Genomic DNA, 17,392 nt, shown 5'->3' with positions numbered 1-17,392 from the left:
TGAACCAAATTGTTATTGAAATAGTGCGGCAGGCCCGTGCGGAGGGCAGACCCTGCGTAGCGTGTTTGCTCAGGAAGTATAAGGAATTGAGGCGGTGAGGGAAGGGTAGGCGGCAATTATTTACGCAATAAGCCGGTAAAAGGTTTGGATTGTGCAGAGATCCCGATTCGTCGGGATCTCTTCCTGGGGAGATTAAACGTGCGAGTTGAGACGATCGCGGCGGCGATTTACCAGCACATTCAGCAACATGGTCAATAGCAAAATCATGGCGACTACGCTCAGCGAAACGCTCACCGGCAGCGGATAAATATCTATTAGCAGCATCTTGAAACCGATAAAAATCAGTATCAGCGCCAGACCATATTTTAGCAGTGGGAAGCGGTCCGCCATACCAGCCAGTAGGAAATACATGGCACGCAGGCCCAGGATGGCGAACAGGTTTGACGTTAATACGATAAAGGGATCGGTGGTAACAGCAAAAATTGCCGGAATGCTGTCAACAGCGAAGATGACATCGCTAAATTCGATCATAATGAGAGCCAGTAGCAGCGGAGTCGCGAACAGGATCCCATTACGGCGAATAAAAAACTTTTCGCCATGCAGTTCATCAGTCATACGTAAATGTTTACGCACCCAGCGCATCAGGGCGGTATCGCCAGCGGTCTGAGCGTCGCCATGTTTTGCCAGCGCCATTTTTACGCCGGTAAACAGTAAAAATGCACCAAACAGATAAAGTATCCAGTGGAATTGCATCACCAGCCAGCTGCCGGCAAATATCATCACTGTACGCAACACGATAGCACCCAAGACACCATAAACCAGCACCCGTCGTTGCTGGGCGGGCGGAACGCTGAAATAGCTAAACAGCATCAGCCAGACAAAGACGTTATCTACCGCCAGTGCCTTTTCCAGCAGCCAGCCGGTGAGAAAAGCGGTGGTTTGCATATTGGCCACTGCGCGGCCCTGGTTGCTGTCGAGGTACCACCAGAAAGCGACGGCGAAGAGAAGTGTGAGGGAAATCCACAGTAGTGACCAGATAGCGGCCTGCTTTACCGACATACCGGGTTGGTCACTGCGGCGTTGTAAAAAAAGGTCTATTGCCAGCATCAGTATGACGATGACGCTAAAGCAGCCCCACAGAAGCGGTGTGCCAATGGTGTTCATGTGCGTATCCTGTAAAAAGTAAAACGGCCGGTATCAGAAGACCCAGCCGCACTTTTCACGCATGACCTTGCCTTCTGGCAAGGTCTCACTCACAATCGGTAGATTGCCTGGTCACCGGAAGCCTCAGCGTTCGTAATGACGATGAACCAGTTGGGAGTTACTCCCCTTTGCTATTGCAGACATTAGTGTCTGTTTGCAAAAAGATCAATCACTATCAGATAGCTTTACACAACGATCTCTGCCTGAATGTCATCCGCCGGGAATTTTACGCCTGTCTGACGGCGGATGTTGTCAAGCAGCGCTGCAGTTGTGCGTGATATGTCCAGCCACGAATGGTTAACGTTATTATTTTTTATCAACGTGGCAAAGATCTGCGCTTCATACAACATGGTATTACTATGCTGCGGCTGGCTCAGATCCTCTGGTGGCTTGCCGTTGCGGGGGATAAATTGCAGCCGCTGACACTCGGGTAGCATATCAATCACCAAACTGCCAGCTTCGCCCTGAATCTCACTGGGCAGGACACTTTGACTGACCTTCGAATGCAAAAGGGTAACGTCAAAGTCGCCATAGCTCATGACCACACTGCCATGACCATCGACGCCACTCGCCAACAGCGACGCCTGCGCTTGCAGATGGTGAGGCTCACCCCACAGGCTCACGGCGCTAGCAAGACAGTAATAGCCGATGTCCATAATCGAACCATTGGAATAGGCAGGGTTAAACGTGTTCGGATGTTCACCGTCGATATAACGCGGATGGTGGGATGAATACTGGCAATAATTGAACAGCACCTTGCGCAGCTTGCCTGCCTGCGGCAGCTGCTGCTTTAGCCTATGAAAGTTGGGCAGGCAGGCGGTTTTGAATGCTTCGAATAGCACTACCCGGTTGCTGCGGGCGCAGGCAATCATTGCCTCGACTTCACGTAGATTAGACGCCAGCGGTTTTTCGCAGATAACATGCTTACTATGTTGCATAAAAAGTCGCGCTTGCTCGCAGTGCATTGAATTAGGGCTGGCGATGTATACCGCATCGACGTCAGGAGATTGCGCCAGCGCGCTGAGCGAGGTAAAAAGATGTTCGACCGGATAATCGTTACTGATGGTGCGGGCCTGTTCAAGGTTACACGAGTAAATGGCCGTTAGCTTCATTTCGCCACTTTCTCGGGCGGCATCAACGAACTGATGGGTAAGCCAGTTGGTTCCTACAATGGCAAAGCGGATCATAACCTGTTTCGTTTCCGGTTTTTGGCGTCTCAGATTAGCATGCGAGTCATCAGTGCAATGGCACGGCAACGGGGCGGCATGATGATGATCATGATGTCCGGTCTTTTTTTTGTATTACTCTGTTGCATCGGTCTTCATTACAAAGCGTTTTTTTTCTGACGGGATCTGCAGGCAGTATGAGCATAAGCAGTAGACATATTCTTAACTGGACCTCCATTCTCATCGCCATTCCTGTTGGAATTATGGGCGCGATGGCAACGCTGCTGTTCCGCTTGCTGATTGAAATTTTGACCCGTCTGATCTTTGACTCTGGTGACGATATTACCCGGGCGGCGCTTTCCCGCCCATGGTATTGCTGGCCGCTGATTGTTGGTGCGGGTGGACTGGTGGCAGGCTTTTTCCTGCGCTATGCAAAGCGGATTGAAAAGCAGCAAACGGCTGGAACCGATTATCTTGAGGTGATCAATGCGCGTCTTGATGCGGTGCCGACCCGCGCCTCGTTGTTCCGCGCGCTCTCTTCGCTGTTTAGTGTCAGCTGCGGCGCTTCTCTGGGTAAAGAGGGGCCGATGGTGCAGCTGGCGGCGTTGACGGGCAGCCTCATTGCCCGCCTTATTCAGCGCCCGCTGAAGCTGAATAACAGCGATGTCGTGGCGATGGCAGCTGCCGCCGGACTGGCATCGGTCTATCACGCGCCGCTGGCTTCAGCTATTTTCGTCGCCGAAATCGCTTTCGGTATCTCCGCGTTGCAGCGCCTGCTCCCGTTGGTCGTTTCAGCCGGTTCGGCGGTGCTCGCCATGTGGATGCTGGGCTATAGTTCTGCGCTGTATCCCCTCTCTGCCGTGCATTTCGATATCAGTTTTAGCAGCATGTTGCTCACCGTGGCGGTGGGCCTGGTATCAGGTTTGACTGGCTGGGTGATTATCAGGTTCATCGCGTTGAGCAAACGCCAGTTCAGGACAATGACCAGCCTGCCACTACGGCTTGGTCTGGGAGGGCTGGCAGTTGGCCTGCTGGCCATCGGTTCTACGAATATTCTTGGCAATGGTTATGAGGTTATCGTGCGTATCATGGCCGGTGATTTCGTTCTGAAAGCGCTGCTGATTTTATTTTTCCTTAAGCTGATTGCGACAGCCCTTTCTGTTGGCTCCGGCGCAGTGGGCGGTATGTTCACGCCGTCGCTGCTGCTGGGGGCCATGACTGGCGATATTACCGCTTTACTTGCCAAATTTGCGGGATTACCGGTCAATAACAGTCTGGAATTTGCCGCTATAGGCATGGGCGCAGTGCTTGCCGCCGTCAGCCAGGCACCGCTGATGGCGATGCTGATGGTGCTGGAAATGACGTTTAACAGCAGCCTGCTGTTTCCGACAATGATAGCCTGCTCTCTGGCATCAATGACGGTTTATCGCTTACAGTTAGCCAGTACCTATCCGATGGTCACTGAGCACATCAACCGTGCCGATGCCTGGTTCGATTTCGATAGCAGCATCATTGCGCAATATATTGTCGCCGGGGAGGCGCTTCATCCTCAGGATTCAGTCGGTAAGGCGCTGGCGGTCAGCTCGATTAAACGTGAACGTTTTGTTTACGTTATCGATAAACAGGGGACATTTCTGGGTGCGGTTTCCGTTCACGAAATTTCGCATCAGGTGCTGGATAAGGTGATTACCCTCAACTCACCGGTCGGTGGCGTAATGGACCGGGATTTTCCCGTGGTGTTTGAATATCAGACCGTCCGTCAGGGATGGGATATCTTTTCCAGTCTTTCCCTTGAACGCCTGCCTGTGCTGAATAATGCCACCGAGCGTAAATACCTGGGGGCGATTAGTAAGACCAGCCTGATTCAGAAGACCAAAACATTTATATAAGGGTGGCGCTTGCTACGATGGCCCTGATTCTGCCAGATAAGGCTGAGCCAGTGCTTGCTCAGCTTGGTTAAAACTGGCTGAAGAGTGGCCGGCTCTGTCAGCAAAAGAAACGATGATTTGGACCAGGACAGTCAATAAATCTGTTTACTGGCGGGCAGTTTTAAGGGATAAAGCGCCTGAATTTGTCTAAACCGGAGCGCCAATGAGCCATTCTGTCTATTCGCTGGAAAATCTGACGCTGCAACGTTTTCCTCTCCAGCGCGAAGAGAGCCCACTGCAGGCCTGGGAGGCCGCAGATGAGCTATTACTGCAACAGCTGGAAGGACCCGCCGTCGGCCCGACCCTGATTTTCAATGACAGTTTTGGTGCGTTGGCCTGCGCGTGCCACAGCGATGACCCTTTTAGTATCAGTGACTCGCTACTCAGCCTGCTCGCAACGCGGCAGAATCTGCAACACAATCACTTGTCGCCGGAGGCGGTGACCCTGCTCGATTCCCTCAGTGCTCTGCCCGAAGCTCCATCCAGGGTGTTGATTAAAATACCAAAAACGCTGGCACTGCTAGAGCAGCAGCTCCGGGCGCTGCGTAAGGTTGTGACGCCGCAAACGCACATTATCGCCGCCGCGAAAGCCAAAGAGATCCACCGTTCGACGCTACAACTGTTTGAACGCACGCTGGGTAGGACAACCACCTCGCTGGCCTGGAAAAAGGCGCGTCTGATTTTCTGCCAGTGGCAGGCTCCCTTGCTGCCGGAGGATGAGATGATCCAGCGTTGGCAGCTTGATAGTGGTGAGACAATTGCCAACCACGCCAGTGTGTTTGCCCGTAGTGGGCTGGATATCGGCGCCCGTTTTTTTATGCAGCATCTGCCGCAGAACCTGTCGGGAGAGATTATCGATCTTGGCTGTGGCAACGGCGTTATTGGCCTGGTGGCGTTACGTAATAACCCCCTGGCACGGGTGCATTTCGTCGATGAGTCCTGGATGGCCGTGGCATCCAGCCGGATGAATATTGAATTAAATCAGCCTGAATCGCTGGCGCGCTCGCAGTTCAGCGTCAACCATGCGCTGAGCGGTTTTGCCGCTAACAGTGCTAAGGCGGTGCTGTGTAATCCACCGTTTCACCAGCAAAACGCCCTGACTGATCACATCGCCTGGCAGATGTTCCGCGATGCGCGCCGCTGTCTGCTGTGCGGCGGAGAGCTAAGAGTTGTGGGTAACCGCCATCTGGATTATCACCATAAGCTAAAGAAGCTATTTGGTAACTGCCAGCTGGTGGCCAGCAATAAAAAATTTGTGGTGTTACGCTGCGTTAAACTGCCTTAATCAATGCGGCGTATCCACGAAAAACGCTGCTGATAGCCGCCACCAAAGTGAGTGTTCCGACGGTAGCTGGCGTGCTCTTCAGCCGAACAATAGGTGCAGACGCCAAGCTGCTCAACGTTTTCTGATGGTAACCCCCAAAGACTGGCCATGTTTTCTGCCAGCGCTGGCAAATTAAACCAGACGCCGTTTTGCTGCGCCTGCGCTTGTGGACGTTGTGCCAGCCGGTTAACTGGCTGCTGATGCGACCAGGGCAGGGCAACACGCAGCGATGACAGAACCGGCTGCTGCTGCATATCTGCAATGACCTGCTGGCCTAGCTCGTAGCAGCAGGGACCAATTGCCGGGCCAATAATCAGCAGCAGACTTTCCGGCACCGCCCCCAGTTCACACAGTTTATCCATCACATTGAGATGAATTCCTGCCGTAACGCCGCGCAGGCCGCCGTGGGCAGCAGCAACCCGACGCTGCTGTTTATCGACAATCAGCATCGGAAGGCAGTCGGCGGTATAAACCGCTACCGGGCGGCTATCGGAAGCGATCACCGCATCGCCTTCACAGCGTTTAGCCGGGAATGCCTGATGACCCGACAGCACCACCGCGCTGTGGCGCTGATGACCGTAGGCCGCATTTTCAGGAGGATGCGCTCCGGCTGGCATAAACTGATACTCCACCCATGACAGGGCATCCAGCAGTCGGGAGCGATAAACGCGAGTGTTAATAGAGGCAGACATCATTCACCCTGTGGTTGAAAGGCTGAATGGTGATTCTGCCAGTTTAATGGCGAAATGCGCTATTTTTAATAGCTACGTTTAACAAACAAGGTTAACAGCCAGGCCGGGATGCACTACAGCGTCAGGCCCAGCTGGGTTCCTCGTGCGATAGCGCGGCGGGCGTCAAGTTCGCGGGCGACTTCGGCACCGCCGATGACATGAACCGTTTTGCCAGCTGTACGCAGCGGCTCTGCTAATGGGTTAAGGCTGAGCTGCCCGGCGCAGATAACGATGTTATCAACCGACAGGCAAATTTCCTCGCCATCGCGCAGTATGTGCAGGCCACGATCGTCAATATGCTGATAGCTGATCCCTCCCCACTGATGCACGCCGCGCATCTGCAGGCTGGCGCGATGGATCCAACCGGTCGTTTTACCGAGACCGGTGCCCGGTTTGCCGGGTTTACGCTGTAGCAACCAGATTTCGCGGAGGCTTTTTTTCGCCTGCGGGCGTACCAGACCACCCGGTTGTTGCAGGGAGCGGTCGATGCCCCACTCCTGACAGAATGCCGGGATGTCCAGCGAGGTAGCCGGACCATGCTGGCTGAGAAACGCCGCGAGATCAAATCCAATCCCGCCGGCACCGATAAGTGCAACGCGATCCCCTACCGACGCCCCGTCGCGCAGCACCTTGAGGTAGCTGAGCACCGAAGGATGATCGATGCCGGGTATGTCCGGCATACGTGGCTCAACGCCGGTTGCAAGGATCACCTCATCAAACGCCATCAGTACCGCGGCATCGGCCAGGGTATTGAGGCGTTGCGTCACGCCATGCAGCTCCAGCTGACGGCGGTAATAGCGCAAGGTTTCATTAAACTCTTCTTTGCCCGGAATGCGTCGGGCGAGGTTAAATTGCCCGCCAACCTGGGCGGCGGCCTCGAACAGCGTTACCTGGTGACCGCGCTGTGCTGCGTTTATGGCACAGGCCAAACCAGCCGGCCCTGCGCCAACTACAGCCAGGCTTTTCACCGACCGCGCTGGATGCAATGGCATTTTGGTTTCGTGGCAGGCTCGTGGATTGACCAGGCAGGACGTCAGCTGGCCCTGAAAAATCTGATCGAGGCAGGCCTGATTACAGCCGATGCAGGTATTAATTTCGTCGTTTCGCTGCTCACGCGCTTTTAACACCAGTTCGGCGTCGGCCAACAGCGGTCGTGCCATTGAAACCATATCGGCACAGCCGTCGCTCAATAGCTGCTGCGCAACCTTAGGATCGTTGATGCGGTTAGTGGTAATCAGCGGCACGCGTAAATGGGGCTTGAGTGCCTGCGTAACCCAGGCAAAGGCTGCGCGTGGTACGGAGGCGGCGATAGTCGGGATGCGAGCCTCATGCCAGCCAATGCCGGTGTTAATGAGTGTTGCGCCCGCCGCCTCGATTTCTTTAGCCAAGGCCAGCGTCTGTGGCAGGGTGGCGCCTTGCTCAACCAGATCAAGCATTGACAGACGATAAATAATGATGAAGGCGTCGCCAACTGCCGCGCGTACTGCTCTGACGATTTCAACCGCGAAGCGGCGACGGCGCGATTCATCGCCGCCCCAGGCATCGTTGCGCTGATTAGTGCGCTCGACCAGGAACTGATTAATCAGGTAGCCCTCGGACCCCATGATCTCCACGCCGTCGTAACCTGCCCGCTGTGCCAGCGCGGCGCAACGAGCGAACTTTTCAATCAGCGCTTTGATCTCCATACTCCTCAGCTCACGGGGTTTATAAGGATTAATGGCTGCCTGAATGGCTGAAGGCGCGACCAGCTCCGGCTGATAACTGTAACGTCCTGCGTGCAGGATTTGCAGGGCGATTTTCCCCCCGGCCTGGTGCACCGCAGCGGTGATAATATGATGATGTTCCAGTGCCGTTTCGTCAGCGAGCACAGAAGCTCCGGCGCTGACGACGCCTTCCGATGTGGGCGCAATACCGCCGGTAACAATCAGGCCGACTTCTGCACGCGCTCGCTCGGAATAAAAAGCCGCCAGTCGCTGTGCGCCATCCGGATGCTCTTCCAGCCCGGTGTGCATTGAGCCCATCAGCACGCGATTTTTTAGCTGGGTGAAGCCGAGATCCAGCGGTGAAAACAGGGAAACGGCAGCCATAAAATTACCCGGTAAGTGGTCTGATCAGTTAAATGTAGCCCGCTGTTCTCCACTTGCAAAGCTGGATATTATCGAATTGTGACAAGGTGCGAAAAGCTGTTTTATCGATGGATATCTGGTCTGTGGCATGCCGTTTAATCGTTGGTCGTCAGCTGTTCAAAAGACATGCCGACTACCTGATTATCCTCAAAAAAATATCGCAGAGAATTTATGGTGTTCGCGTCTTTTGAATCGATACGGGTTTCAAATTGCTGGCAGTTGTCACGAGCAGAAATAGGGGATTTAAAATAGTGTGCGACTTCGTTTCGCGTGGCGCCGAGAGAGGGGACGGTGACGCCGGAGAGATAAACAGGTCTGGCGGGTATATCGCAATGCGCTTTATAGTCGATGGCGCTAAGCATGATAGTTGATAAATTTCCATGCTCAATGTTAGTACGTGAAATAAACCACCAGGTGAGATTTTCCGCCTGAGAGTGGTAGCACAGCCATTCATCACGGTTGTTTTTCTGAATCTCACCTTTAAACTGTCGCTGAATGTCGCTGAGCGTGGTGTGCTCCAGAACGAGGGGAAAGTTACGCGAGCGAAATTTGGCTGGCAGCGCGCGTTGGCTGTCAATTTTTGCCGCCGGGCTGCCACAGCGGCTGTTATAGTGGCGCGAAAAACCGTCCAGGGTCGCAGCAACAGCGTGTTGGGTGAGCAGGCTGCTGCACAGCGTTACAAACAAAAGTTTCAGCATGATAATTTCCATCCGGTCAGATTAAGCCGTCGTTCGCAGCCCTGCACGTCGCCGTTATCCAGCCGGGAATAAATACGTTAAGGAATCTTTTCACATCCTGTCTGATTCGCCTGATTCACCCATTCTGCTGGCTACAGTTGGGGGGAGTTTTTTGCGGCTTATACGCTGCAGTTTTTCCGTACTGTGTGTGATCTGGCGTGACTGATAATGTTTTTGAAAGACAGGCTAAGGCGTCTTTTTCTGGCCGCCATGAGCGGGCGCTTTGTCTGGAAAATAAAGGGCGCAAATTCGCTGTTTTAACGCTGCTGCGTCCGGAAATCCGCCGTCTCGCTTACGTTCCCAAATCACTTGTTCAGCGACGCTAATTTGATAAACGCCGCCTGTAGCCGGCTCAAGGGTGACCGAGGCCAGTTCATCGGCAAAACTGTTAAGTAACTCCTGCGCCATCCAGGCGGCCCTCAGTAACCAGTTACATTGAACACAGTATCTGATGGTAATTGCCGGTCTTGTCGTCATCTTTGATTCATTCTTGCGAAATAAAAATAGCTAATTATTTTATGTTTGTCTGTTAGTAGCAATGGCTGAAGAACAATAAATCGCGGAATCCGCGCTTCTTTACATAAATGCTTGGTACAGCTGGCTTACTTGTTGTTGTAATGTGCGTCAGGTTGTAAATAAAATTGATACTAATTATCATTTGTATTATCTTTTTTGTCCGCCATAGGTGCTCACTTGTAGAAGCACCGTGAAGGTCATTTGTAGTTCTATTTTTCGCGCTGCGTTTTATGGCGCTTTTTTAATTTTTTGCATTATACCTGCAATTGTTGAGCGCCTAAAAACCATGACAGGGGCTATTAAAAGGTTCAGCTATGCTCAATACTTCTTTTAAGCAAGGATCGCTTTATCTGCATACCTTAATCGGCACGCTTATCGCGACGATGAGCGTTCAGGCCAGTGCCGCAGAACAAACTGCTGGCAATCCGGCAAAGATCAAGGCCAGCGCTGCGTCGACTAAAAGCAAACTTGCCACCAGCGGGTCTTCTGATGAACCCTCGATGACAGTGACAGCACCGCTACCCGAAAAAAAAGCCGGTTCGTACACCCGCATCACTGCTGAACAGATGCAGCAAATGGGTGCCGATGATTTCGGATCAATCATGCGTTATCAGCCGCTGATATCGGCAACTGGCGTCAGTGGTGGCTCCGGTGCCGGGAAAAGCGGGTTTGACCGCGGTGGTTATACTGGCTACAACATCCGCGGTCTGGAAAGTAACCGCGTAGGGATTGATGTTGACGGCATTCCGCTGCCTAATGCGACCGGGCGTAGCTATGCCAGTCGCGCCGGGTTAAACACCTTTGGCATCGGCCGGGACTATATCGATCCCTATATCTACGGCCAGGTGGATATTGCAGCGGGTGCCACCTCAACCAGCCAGGCAAATACCGCGATAGGCGGCATGGTCTCCTTTGTGCCGAAATCTGCCGATGACTTTCTTCATCCAGGCAAAGAGAGCTACTTTGGTTATCAGAGTGATTACGACTCCTCGAATCGAAGCTGGCACAACGGTCTGACGGCAGCAGCTGGAGACAGTACGTTGCGTGGCGTCTTTGTGCTAAGCCGTCGTGATGGACAGCAGACGGAAAATAACAGCGATACTCACGATGCATACCCGGCCAACTGGCACTCCACGGCGCTTTTGGCTTCCGGTATCTGGCAGCCTAACGATGAGCATAAGCTAACCGGTACTGTCGATTATTATAACAAAACGGATCATACCCATTACGATAGCTGGAACTCCTCCGGTAGTAGCATTATTGGCACCTCGCACCAGCAGAGCAATACCCGCCGCTTAGGCTTATCGCTGCGTGACCAATGGTCGCCGTTTAACAGCTGGGTTGATACCGTTGATACCCGGTTATTCTGGCAACAAACGCAGGCACACGATAATACGCTGATGCCAACGGAAAGCCGCACCACCGAACGTGTCTATTCTGATTACAATGTAGATACATTGGGTCTGGAAACTCGCCTAACTAAGGCTTGGGGGCGTCACGACTTCAGTGCGGGTGCCAATGCCCGTTTTGACAGCGCCAAACGCCCCTTCCGTCAGGAGCCGGCACCCAGTGCTTTTAGTGTCATCATGAAGCCGCAGGCGGACAGCCGTACCACGGTGCTTGGCGCTTTTGTGCAGGATGATATTCATTTTGATATTAACGATCACAACCTGTCGCTGATACCCGGCGTGCGCGTTGCTCGCCAGGAAACCAAAGCGCGTGATTTGGGTGAGATGACGACCAACAGCAGCGTGCTGACGGAAAACGGCGTAAGCACCCTGTATGGCAAATCTTTCAGCGATACCCGCGTATTGCCATCGCTGACGCTCACGTATGATCTGACACCCACCCTGATGACCTACCTGCAATACAAGCGCGGGGTGCAGTTCCCGGACGCCAGTCAGCTATATGGCTCCTGGAATTTGGGCGCTTCCTACGCGGGTCGCCAGCAGTATGCCCTGATTGGTAATACCGATCTGAAAACCGAAAACAGTAACGATTTCGAATGGGGCATGAAGGGGACGGTTACCGAAGGCGTCACTTTCAGCACTGCGCTGTTCTACAACGATTATGCCAATTTTATCGCTTACAGCCGTTACACTCGTGCGAACAATCCGGAAAAATTTATTAATGTGCCCGGAAACATTTACACCACCTATCAGGCTGAGAATCGGGATAAAGCCTATATCTATGGCGGTGAACTGGCCACACGCATTAACTTTGGCACCTGGTTCGACGCAATTGATGGCCTGAGCGCCACGCTGGCCTATGGCTACAGCCAGGGTAAAGCGAAGTCCAGTTATCTGGGCGATAAGTATATCGATCTGGACAGTGTACCACCGATGAAAGCTGTAGTAGGGCTGGCCTGGGATGACCCAGCCAAACGTTACGGTGCGGCCATCACGGCAACCTTTGTTAAAGGAAAACGAGCGATTGACTCCAACCGTGAAGCCTACAGTAACAGTGGTGCGGTACTGGCCGATAGTAGTAAAGAGTACGATCGCGTGCCGGGTTATGGACTGGTCGATCTCAGCGCCTGGTGGCGGGTTGCCGATCACGTCAAGCTCAGCGGCGGTATCTATAACCTGACTGACCGTAAATACTGGGATTATCTGAGCGATCGACAACTGACCAGCATCACCAATCAGGACGGTTATGACAAAGCGCTGGCTGTTATGCCCGGTCGTAGCTTCCAGCTTGGTGTGAATGTCGATTTCTGATGCGTTACTGCGCTGCTCAGCCAGCGCATTTTATGGAGAGAGTGATGATGACTCAACGATATGAGCAGTATCTGGCGCTGAAAGCTGCCGATCCGAAACAATACGCCCGTGACCTTGCCGCGCAGATGGGGATCAGCGAGGCTGAATTGGTCATGGCGCGTTGCGGTCATGATGCACGGGCATTAAAGGCCGAGGTGCGTCCGCTGCTGACGGCGCTGTCGGCGGTAGGTGAAACAAAATCAATCACCCGTAATGAATACGCGGTGCATGAGATTATTGGTCGCTATGAAAATTTACATCTCGGCGATCATGCCGGGCTGGTGCTTAACCCGCGCGCCCTCGATTTACGCCTGTTCCCTGGCCAGTGGCACAGCGCTTTTGCTCTACGGGAAGCAACGGCCCACGGCGAACGCCAGAGTATTCAGTTTTTTGATAAGCAGGGCGACGCCATCTTGAAAGTATACGCCACGGACTGCACTGATTTGAATGCCTGGCTGGCCCTTGTCGATCGCTTTGAAGATGAAACGCTGTCCCAGCTTGCTGTTGAACCGCCTGAAGTCATACAGTGGGAAAAGCAGCCTGATACGCTGGCCATAGAGCATGAATGGCGGGCGATGACCGATGTTCATCAATTTTTCGGCCTGCTTAAACGGCACAATATTTCCCGTCAGCAGGCGTTTCGGGCTGTCGCCAGCGATCTGGCGTACCGGGTGAATAATCAGGCGCTAGCGCAGATCCTCCGCATGGCAAAACAGGATGGCAATGAGATTATGATATTCGTTGGCAACCGGGGTTGTACGCAGATCTTTACTGGCATCATCGAGAAACTACAGCCAATGCAAAGCTGGCTGAACGTTTTTAATCCCGGTTTTACGCTTCATCTGCGTGAAGACCAGATTGCGGAAAGCTGGGTAACGCGCAAGCCAACGGATAATGGGTTAGTGACCAGTCTGGAGCTTTTTGCTGCCGATGGCACGCAGATAGCCCAGCTTTTCGGTCAGCGCACTGAAGGTCAGGCCGAGCAAAATCGTTGGCGCGAGCAGCTGGCAACCCTGAGCGAAACGGGAGAGGCAGCATGAAGCGCTGGCTGCTACTTTTGCTGCTGCCCTTTTCAGCAATGAGCGTTGAACGAGTCGTCTCTATTGGCGGCGATGTGACGCAAATTGTCTATGCGCTGGGAGCGCAGCAGGAGCTGGTTGCGCGCGATAGCACAAGCCTGCATCCGCCTTCGGCAACCAAGTTGCCTGACGTCGGCTATGTGCGCCAGCTCAATGCTGAGGGTATCCTGGCGATGCAACCCACGATGGTTTTAAGTAGTGCGCTGGCAAAACCTTCGTTGGCACTGGAACAGGTTGCGCGCGCTGGCGTAAAAGTAGTTATGGTTCCGGGTGATCCTGACCTTGTGACAATAGATCGAAAAATAGCTGTCATTGCCCGGGCGCTGCAAAAAGAGTCGCAGGGTGCGGCGTTAATCCAGCGTATGAACAAGGCGCTGGCCCAGGTACCACACCAGCCGTTGCCGATCAAAGTGCTATTTATCATGAACAACAGCGGTATGAATAGCATGGGGGCGGGGACTGGCACGGCCGCCGATGCGGTAATACGCAGCGCCGGTTTAATCAATGCGATGGGAAATGTTCAGCACTATCAGCCCCTTGCTCAGGAGGGCGTGGTAGCCAGCGCCCCGCAGCTGGTGGTGATCGGAAAATCCACCGCGCAGTCTTTTGGCGGCAAGGATAATGTATGGAAGCTTCCCGGCCTTGCGCTGACGCCTGCGGGCAAAGCACAGCGCTTGCTGGTGGTGGATGATATGGCTTTGCTGAGTTTTGGTCTGGATACCCCCGACGCTATCGTTCGTTTGCGCCAGGCCGCAGAACGGATTAAACCATGAGGCAAGCCCATGCTCTGCGTTGGCTGCTGGTCATGCTGGTGCTAATGTTGTTGTTGATGGTGTTTGCTGCCAATCTGGGTGCCATGCGCCTCACGCTACATCAGCTCTGGCAACAGCCGACCGGGAGTATGGTATGGCAGGTTTGGTGGAATATCCGCCTGCCGCGTGTACTACTGGCGGTGTTGGTGGGCGGCGCCTTATCGCTGTCTGGCGGCATTATGCAGGGCCTGTTTCGTAATCCGCTGGCCGATCCTGGCCTGCTGGGTATCAGCAGTGGTGCGGCGCTGGCGGTGGCACTGTCTGTGGTACTGACGTTCACCTCCCTTACGCCAGGCACGCTGGCGCTTTGGGTGCCGATGCTGGCAGCATTTGTTGGCAGTCTGGCGGTAACCCTGATTATTTTCACGCTTAGTCGTAGTAGCCGCGGTTCGCTGGCAAGCCTGCTGCTGGTAGGCATTGCGATTAATGCGCTATGCGGTTCCGCAGTCGGCATACTTTCCTGGATCAGCAGCGATCAGCAGTTGCGTCAGCTTTCTTTGTGGGGAATGGGAAGTCTGGGGCAGGCTCAGTGGCCGCTGGTGGTGGCCTGTGCCAGCCTGATGCTACCGGTTATGCTGCTGGTCCAGCGCCTCACTGGCCGACTGAACCTGCTGCAATTGGGTGAGGAAGAGGCGCACTATCTCGGTATTGATGTACATCGCACCCAGCGACAGCTGCTGATACTAAGCGCGCTGCTGGTTGCGGCTTCGGTGGCGGTGAGCGGCATCATTGGTTTTGTTGGTCTGGTGGTGCCACATCTTATGCGCATGTGCTTCGGTGGCGATCATCGCTGGATGCTGCCAGGATCGGTTATGGCAGGTGCGATGCTACTATTAGTGGCCGATACCCTTGCGCGTACTTTGGTAGCACCCGCTGAAATGCCCGTCGGATTGATTACCAGTCTGATAGGCGGCCCCTGGTTTCTCTGGCTGATCCTACGGCGATCGGGAGGACTTCATGGCTGATCCCTGCAGCGCTAATACGCTGACGGCGCAGGCTGTCAGCTACCGCGTAGGCTCACGACTTCTGGTCGATAAGGTTTCTCTGACGCTGGTTCCCGGTGAAATGGTCGCGCTGATTGGTCCTAACGGCGCCGGTAAATCTACCCTGATGCGTTTACTGAGCGGCTACCTGACCCTGGATTCCGGACGGTGTCTTTTGCAGAGCCGCCCGCTAAATGAGTGGCCGCGTCAGGCTTTGGCCCGTCAAAGGGCGGTAATGCGTCAACAACATCAGATTACCTTCCCGCTCAGTGTACGCGAGATGGTGAAGATGGGGCGGGCGCCCTGGTCTGAGCGTAACCCCCAGGAGGTGGTGAAGGAGGTGCTGTCGCTGACGGATAGTGCCAGCCTTGCCGATCGCGATTTCCGACAGCTGTCTGGCGGCGAGCAGCAGCGTGTTCAACTGGCGCGGGCGCTTGCCCAGCTCTGGCATGGTGAGGGGCCACGCGGCTGGTTGTTTCTCGATGAGCCGACGTCCGCGCTCGATCTGTATCATCAGCAGCAGGCGCTGCGCCTGTTACATCGCCTGACGCGGCGGGGTGAATTAAGCGTTTGCTGCGTGCTGCACGATCTTAATCTGGCCGCACTTTGGGCTGACAAAATAGTCTTAATGCATGGCGGCAAGCTGGTTGCCTGCGGTTCGCCCGGCGGGGTCTTGACAGAGTCAACTTTGACGCGCTGGTACCGTGCCGACCTGCAAATCTATTCTCATCCGATAGAAGAGGTGCCTCAGGTTGCTCTGCGTCGTTAAGGTGACAGGTCAGGTGTAACTGAACCGTTCAGTACGTTGATTCCGCGGACTGAGGAATGGCGCAGATTGTGTACATTACTCTTAGGATTAAGGCATTAATGGGATTGGTTAGGTAATGCCTGGTTACACCGGATAGCGGTTGACAGCAATTTTAGCAGGCGGGCAGTGTCAGTCCGGGTTGTTATTGACCCGGACGTTGCGACCTCAACAGGCCCGCTGTGAGCCCGAAATGTTATCCACCCTGCAATAAGGTGCGTGATAATCGCCATAATCATAAATAGCTTCACGCTGGGCTTGTTGCGGCTGGCAGCGCATCGCGTGGCGATAAGCGGTCGGTGTCTGGGAGAACTGGCGGCGGAATACGCGAGAAAAAGTCTGCTGCGATTCATAACCATGCTGCATAGCAATATCAAAGACAGGACGTTGAGTCTGGCAAAGCGCCTGCGCAGCCAGTATGAGGCGGCGCTCGCGAATATAATTGCCCAGCGTTTGACCGGTTACGTTGCGGAACATCCGTTGAAGATGCCACTTGGAATAGCCTGATTTCGCGGCGACCTCATCAATTGACAGCGTTTTATCAAGGTTTCTTTCAATCCATGCCGTCAGAGTCTGAATGATTTCATCGTGCATAATGTTGTTCTCCCTGGTAGTCAAACCGGTGGTACGGCTCGCGGCAGTCATTGTCTGACAGCCATTGTCCTGTCGAAGCAATGAGTAAATTTCATTTCGTTCATCTGATGATGGGGCAGTATAATTCCTCAAGTTAACTTGAGGTAAAGCGCTAAATGAAAAAAAATGTGAATATTACAAGTAAAAGGGAGCTGACCCCTGGTGAGGTCGCTAAGCGCAGTGGCGTAGCGGTTTCTGCACTTCACTTTTACGAAGAAAAAGGGCTGATTAGCAGTACGCGTAATGATGGTAATCAGCGGCGCTACCATCGGGATGTCTTACGCCGGGTGGCGGTAATAAAAGTTGCCCAGCGCATCGGCATTCCCCTGTCGACGATTAGGGAGAGCCTGATGCAAATTTCGACAGGACAGCGCATGTCGGCAAAAGAATGGCGACAGCTAACCACCCAGTGGCGAGCCGAGCTTGATCGACGTATTGGAACCTTAATCCGCCTCCGTGATGAACTGGATGGCTGCATTGGCTGCGGCTGCCTGTCAATGGCCCAGTGCCCGCTGCGTAATCCGAACGATCGTCTCAGCGCGGAGGGTACCGGTGCGGTCTTACTCATGGGCGCTGACGATTAACCTGGA

General features: G+C 53.9%; 15 protein-coding genes. 8 read left to right on the top strand and 7 right to left on the bottom strand.

The genetic code is table 11. The annotated features are described in order from the left end of the window. Nucleotides 1-192: 192 nt before the first annotated feature. Together BM191_RS07780 and BM191_RS07775 are read right to left on the bottom strand one after the other, a co-directional pair. Entirely contained in the window at nt 193-1,164 is a 972-nt protein-coding gene (locus BM191_RS07780) for a TerC family protein (RefSeq protein ID WP_092876859.1), read from the bottom strand. Nucleotides 1,165-1,388: 224 nt separating this feature from the next. Then, nucleotides 1,389-2,390, bottom strand: coding sequence for a Gfo/Idh/MocA family protein (locus BM191_RS07775; RefSeq protein WP_092876857.1), 1,002 nt, complete (start codon nt 2,388-2,390; stop codon nt 1,389-1,391). A 176-nt stretch (nt 2,391-2,566) separates the two neighbouring features. Here BM191_RS07775 and BM191_RS07770 point away from each other — a divergent pair, with 176 nt between their 5' ends. Both BM191_RS07770 and rlmG read left to right on the top strand, forming a co-directional pair. Next, a complete protein-coding gene (locus BM191_RS07770) occupies nt 2,567-4,258 on the top strand; it encodes a chloride channel protein (protein WP_092876855.1) in 1,692 nt (563 codons plus the stop codon). 202 nt (nt 4,259-4,460) lie between these two features. Then, nucleotides 4,461-5,582 carry a 23S rRNA (guanine(1835)-N(2))-methyltransferase RlmG gene (gene rlmG / locus BM191_RS07765; RefSeq protein WP_092876853.1) on the top strand — a complete coding sequence of 374 codons (1,122 nt, stop codon included), beginning with the start codon at nt 4,461-4,463 and terminating at the stop codon, nt 5,580-5,582. Here the strand turns inward: rlmG and BM191_RS07760 are convergent. The 4 genes from BM191_RS07760 to BM191_RS07745 form a co-directional block, all read right to left on the bottom strand. Beyond that, the gene (locus BM191_RS07760; RefSeq protein WP_092876851.1) at nt 5,579-6,313 is read right to left on the bottom strand and encodes a polyphenol oxidase family protein; all 735 of its coding nucleotides are present in this window, start codon (nt 6,311-6,313) and stop codon (nt 5,579-5,581) included. The genes rlmG and BM191_RS07760 overlap by 4 nt on opposite strands. A gap of 113 nt (nt 6,314-6,426) precedes the next feature. Continuing rightward, a complete protein-coding gene (locus BM191_RS07755; RefSeq protein ID WP_092876849.1) occupies nt 6,427-8,439 on the bottom strand; it encodes an NADPH-dependent 2,4-dienoyl-CoA reductase in 2,013 nt (670 codons plus the stop codon). Between the two features lie 134 nt (nt 8,440-8,573). Next, on the bottom strand, nt 8,574-9,176 hold the full coding sequence (locus BM191_RS07750; RefSeq protein ID WP_092876847.1) for a hypothetical protein: 603 nt from the start codon (nt 9,174-9,176) through the stop codon (nt 8,574-8,576). 225 nt (nt 9,177-9,401) lie between these two features. Continuing rightward, the gene (locus tag BM191_RS07745) at nt 9,402-9,692 is read right to left on the bottom strand and encodes a SelT/SelW/SelH family protein (RefSeq protein WP_092876845.1); all 291 of its coding nucleotides are present in this window, start codon (nt 9,690-9,692) and stop codon (nt 9,402-9,404) included. Nucleotides 9,693-10,114: 422 nt separating this feature from the next. Between BM191_RS07745 and BM191_RS07740 the strand changes: the two genes are divergently transcribed. From BM191_RS07740 to BM191_RS07720, 5 genes are read left to right on the top strand one after another with little or no spacing between them, the layout of a single operon-like run. Further along, on the top strand, nt 10,115-12,451 hold the full coding sequence (locus tag BM191_RS07740; RefSeq protein WP_230479557.1) for a TonB-dependent receptor domain-containing protein: 2,337 nt from the start codon (nt 10,115-10,117) through the stop codon (nt 12,449-12,451). 47 nt (nt 12,452-12,498) lie between these two features. Further along, nucleotides 12,499-13,530 (top strand): hemin-degrading factor, encoded by a 1,032-nt coding sequence (locus BM191_RS07735; protein ID WP_092877231.1) that lies wholly within the window; start codon nt 12,499-12,501, stop codon nt 13,528-13,530. Continuing rightward, nucleotides 13,527-14,342, top strand: a complete 816-nt coding sequence (locus tag BM191_RS07730) for a heme/hemin ABC transporter substrate-binding protein (RefSeq protein ID WP_092876841.1) — start codon at nt 13,527-13,529, stop codon at nt 14,340-14,342. Before BM191_RS07735 ends, BM191_RS07730 begins: the two co-directional genes overlap by 4 nt. Continuing rightward, nucleotides 14,339-15,346: a FecCD family ABC transporter permease gene (locus BM191_RS07725; protein WP_092876839.1), complete on the top strand. Its 1,008-nt coding sequence runs from the start codon at nt 14,339-14,341 to the stop codon at nt 15,344-15,346. The genes BM191_RS07730 and BM191_RS07725 overlap by 4 nt, the downstream gene beginning before the upstream one ends. After that, entirely contained in the window at nt 15,339-16,133 is a 795-nt protein-coding gene (locus tag BM191_RS07720; RefSeq protein WP_092876837.1) for a heme ABC transporter ATP-binding protein, read from the top strand. Before BM191_RS07725 ends, BM191_RS07720 begins: the two co-directional genes overlap by 8 nt. Nucleotides 16,134-16,337: 204 nt before the next feature. Here the strand turns inward: BM191_RS07720 and soxS are convergent, their stop codons facing one another. Continuing rightward, nucleotides 16,338-16,763 (bottom strand): superoxide response transcriptional regulator SoxS, encoded by a 426-nt coding sequence (gene soxS, locus BM191_RS07715; RefSeq protein WP_177203318.1) that lies wholly within the window; start codon nt 16,761-16,763, stop codon nt 16,338-16,340. Nucleotides 16,764-16,918: 155 nt separating this feature from the next. Here soxS and soxR point away from each other — a divergent pair, with 155 nt between their 5' ends. After that, on the top strand, nt 16,919-17,386 hold the full coding sequence (gene soxR / locus BM191_RS07710; protein ID WP_092876835.1) for a redox-sensitive transcriptional activator SoxR: 468 nt from the start codon (nt 16,919-16,921) through the stop codon (nt 17,384-17,386). Nucleotides 17,387-17,392 lie beyond the last annotated feature (6 nt).

The organism is Izhakiella capsodis (genome assembly GCF_900115045.1).
GTDB lineage: Bacteria > Pseudomonadota > Gammaproteobacteria > Enterobacterales > Enterobacteriaceae > Izhakiella > Izhakiella capsodis.
The sequence above is the reverse complement of the archived record's forward strand: the minus strand, read 5'-3'. Positions and strand labels throughout refer to the sequence as shown.

Excerpts from the sequence above, each read along its gene's own strand:
- BM191_RS07780 (WP_092876859.1), bottom strand. The coding sequence starts at position 1,164 with ATGAACACCATTGGCACACCGCTTCTGTGGGGCTGCTTTAGCGTCATC.
- BM191_RS07775 (WP_092876857.1), bottom strand. The coding sequence starts at position 2,390 with ATGATCCGCTTTGCCATTGTAGGAACCAACTGGCTTACCCATCAGTTC.
- BM191_RS07770 (WP_092876855.1), top strand. The coding sequence starts at position 2,567 with ATGAGCATAAGCAGTAGACATATTCTTAACTGGACCTCCATTCTCATC.
- rlmG (WP_092876853.1), top strand. The coding sequence starts at position 4,461 with ATGAGCCATTCTGTCTATTCGCTGGAAAATCTGACGCTGCAACGTTTT.
- BM191_RS07760 (WP_092876851.1), bottom strand. The coding sequence starts at position 6,313 with ATGTCTGCCTCTATTAACACTCGCGTTTATCGCTCCCGACTGCTGGAT.
- BM191_RS07755 (WP_092876849.1), bottom strand. The coding sequence starts at position 8,439 with ATGGCTGCCGTTTCCCTGTTTTCACCGCTGGATCTCGGCTTCACCCAG.
- BM191_RS07750 (WP_092876847.1), bottom strand. The coding sequence starts at position 9,176 with ATGCTGAAACTTTTGTTTGTAACGCTGTGCAGCAGCCTGCTCACCCAA.
- BM191_RS07745 (WP_092876845.1), bottom strand. The coding sequence starts at position 9,692 with ATGACGACAAGACCGGCAATTACCATCAGATACTGTGTTCAATGTAAC.
- BM191_RS07740 (WP_230479557.1), top strand. The coding sequence starts at position 10,115 with ATGAGCGTTCAGGCCAGTGCCGCAGAACAAACTGCTGGCAATCCGGCA.
- BM191_RS07735 (WP_092877231.1), top strand. The coding sequence starts at position 12,499 with ATGACTCAACGATATGAGCAGTATCTGGCGCTGAAAGCTGCCGATCCG.
- BM191_RS07730 (WP_092876841.1), top strand. The coding sequence starts at position 13,527 with ATGAAGCGCTGGCTGCTACTTTTGCTGCTGCCCTTTTCAGCAATGAGC.
- BM191_RS07725 (WP_092876839.1), top strand. The coding sequence starts at position 14,339 with ATGAGGCAAGCCCATGCTCTGCGTTGGCTGCTGGTCATGCTGGTGCTA.
- BM191_RS07720 (WP_092876837.1), top strand. The coding sequence starts at position 15,339 with ATGGCTGATCCCTGCAGCGCTAATACGCTGACGGCGCAGGCTGTCAGC.
- soxS (WP_177203318.1), bottom strand. The coding sequence starts at position 16,763 with ATGCACGATGAAATCATTCAGACTCTGACGGCATGGATTGAAAGAAAC.
- soxR (WP_092876835.1), top strand. The coding sequence starts at position 16,919 with ATGAAAAAAAATGTGAATATTACAAGTAAAAGGGAGCTGACCCCTGGT.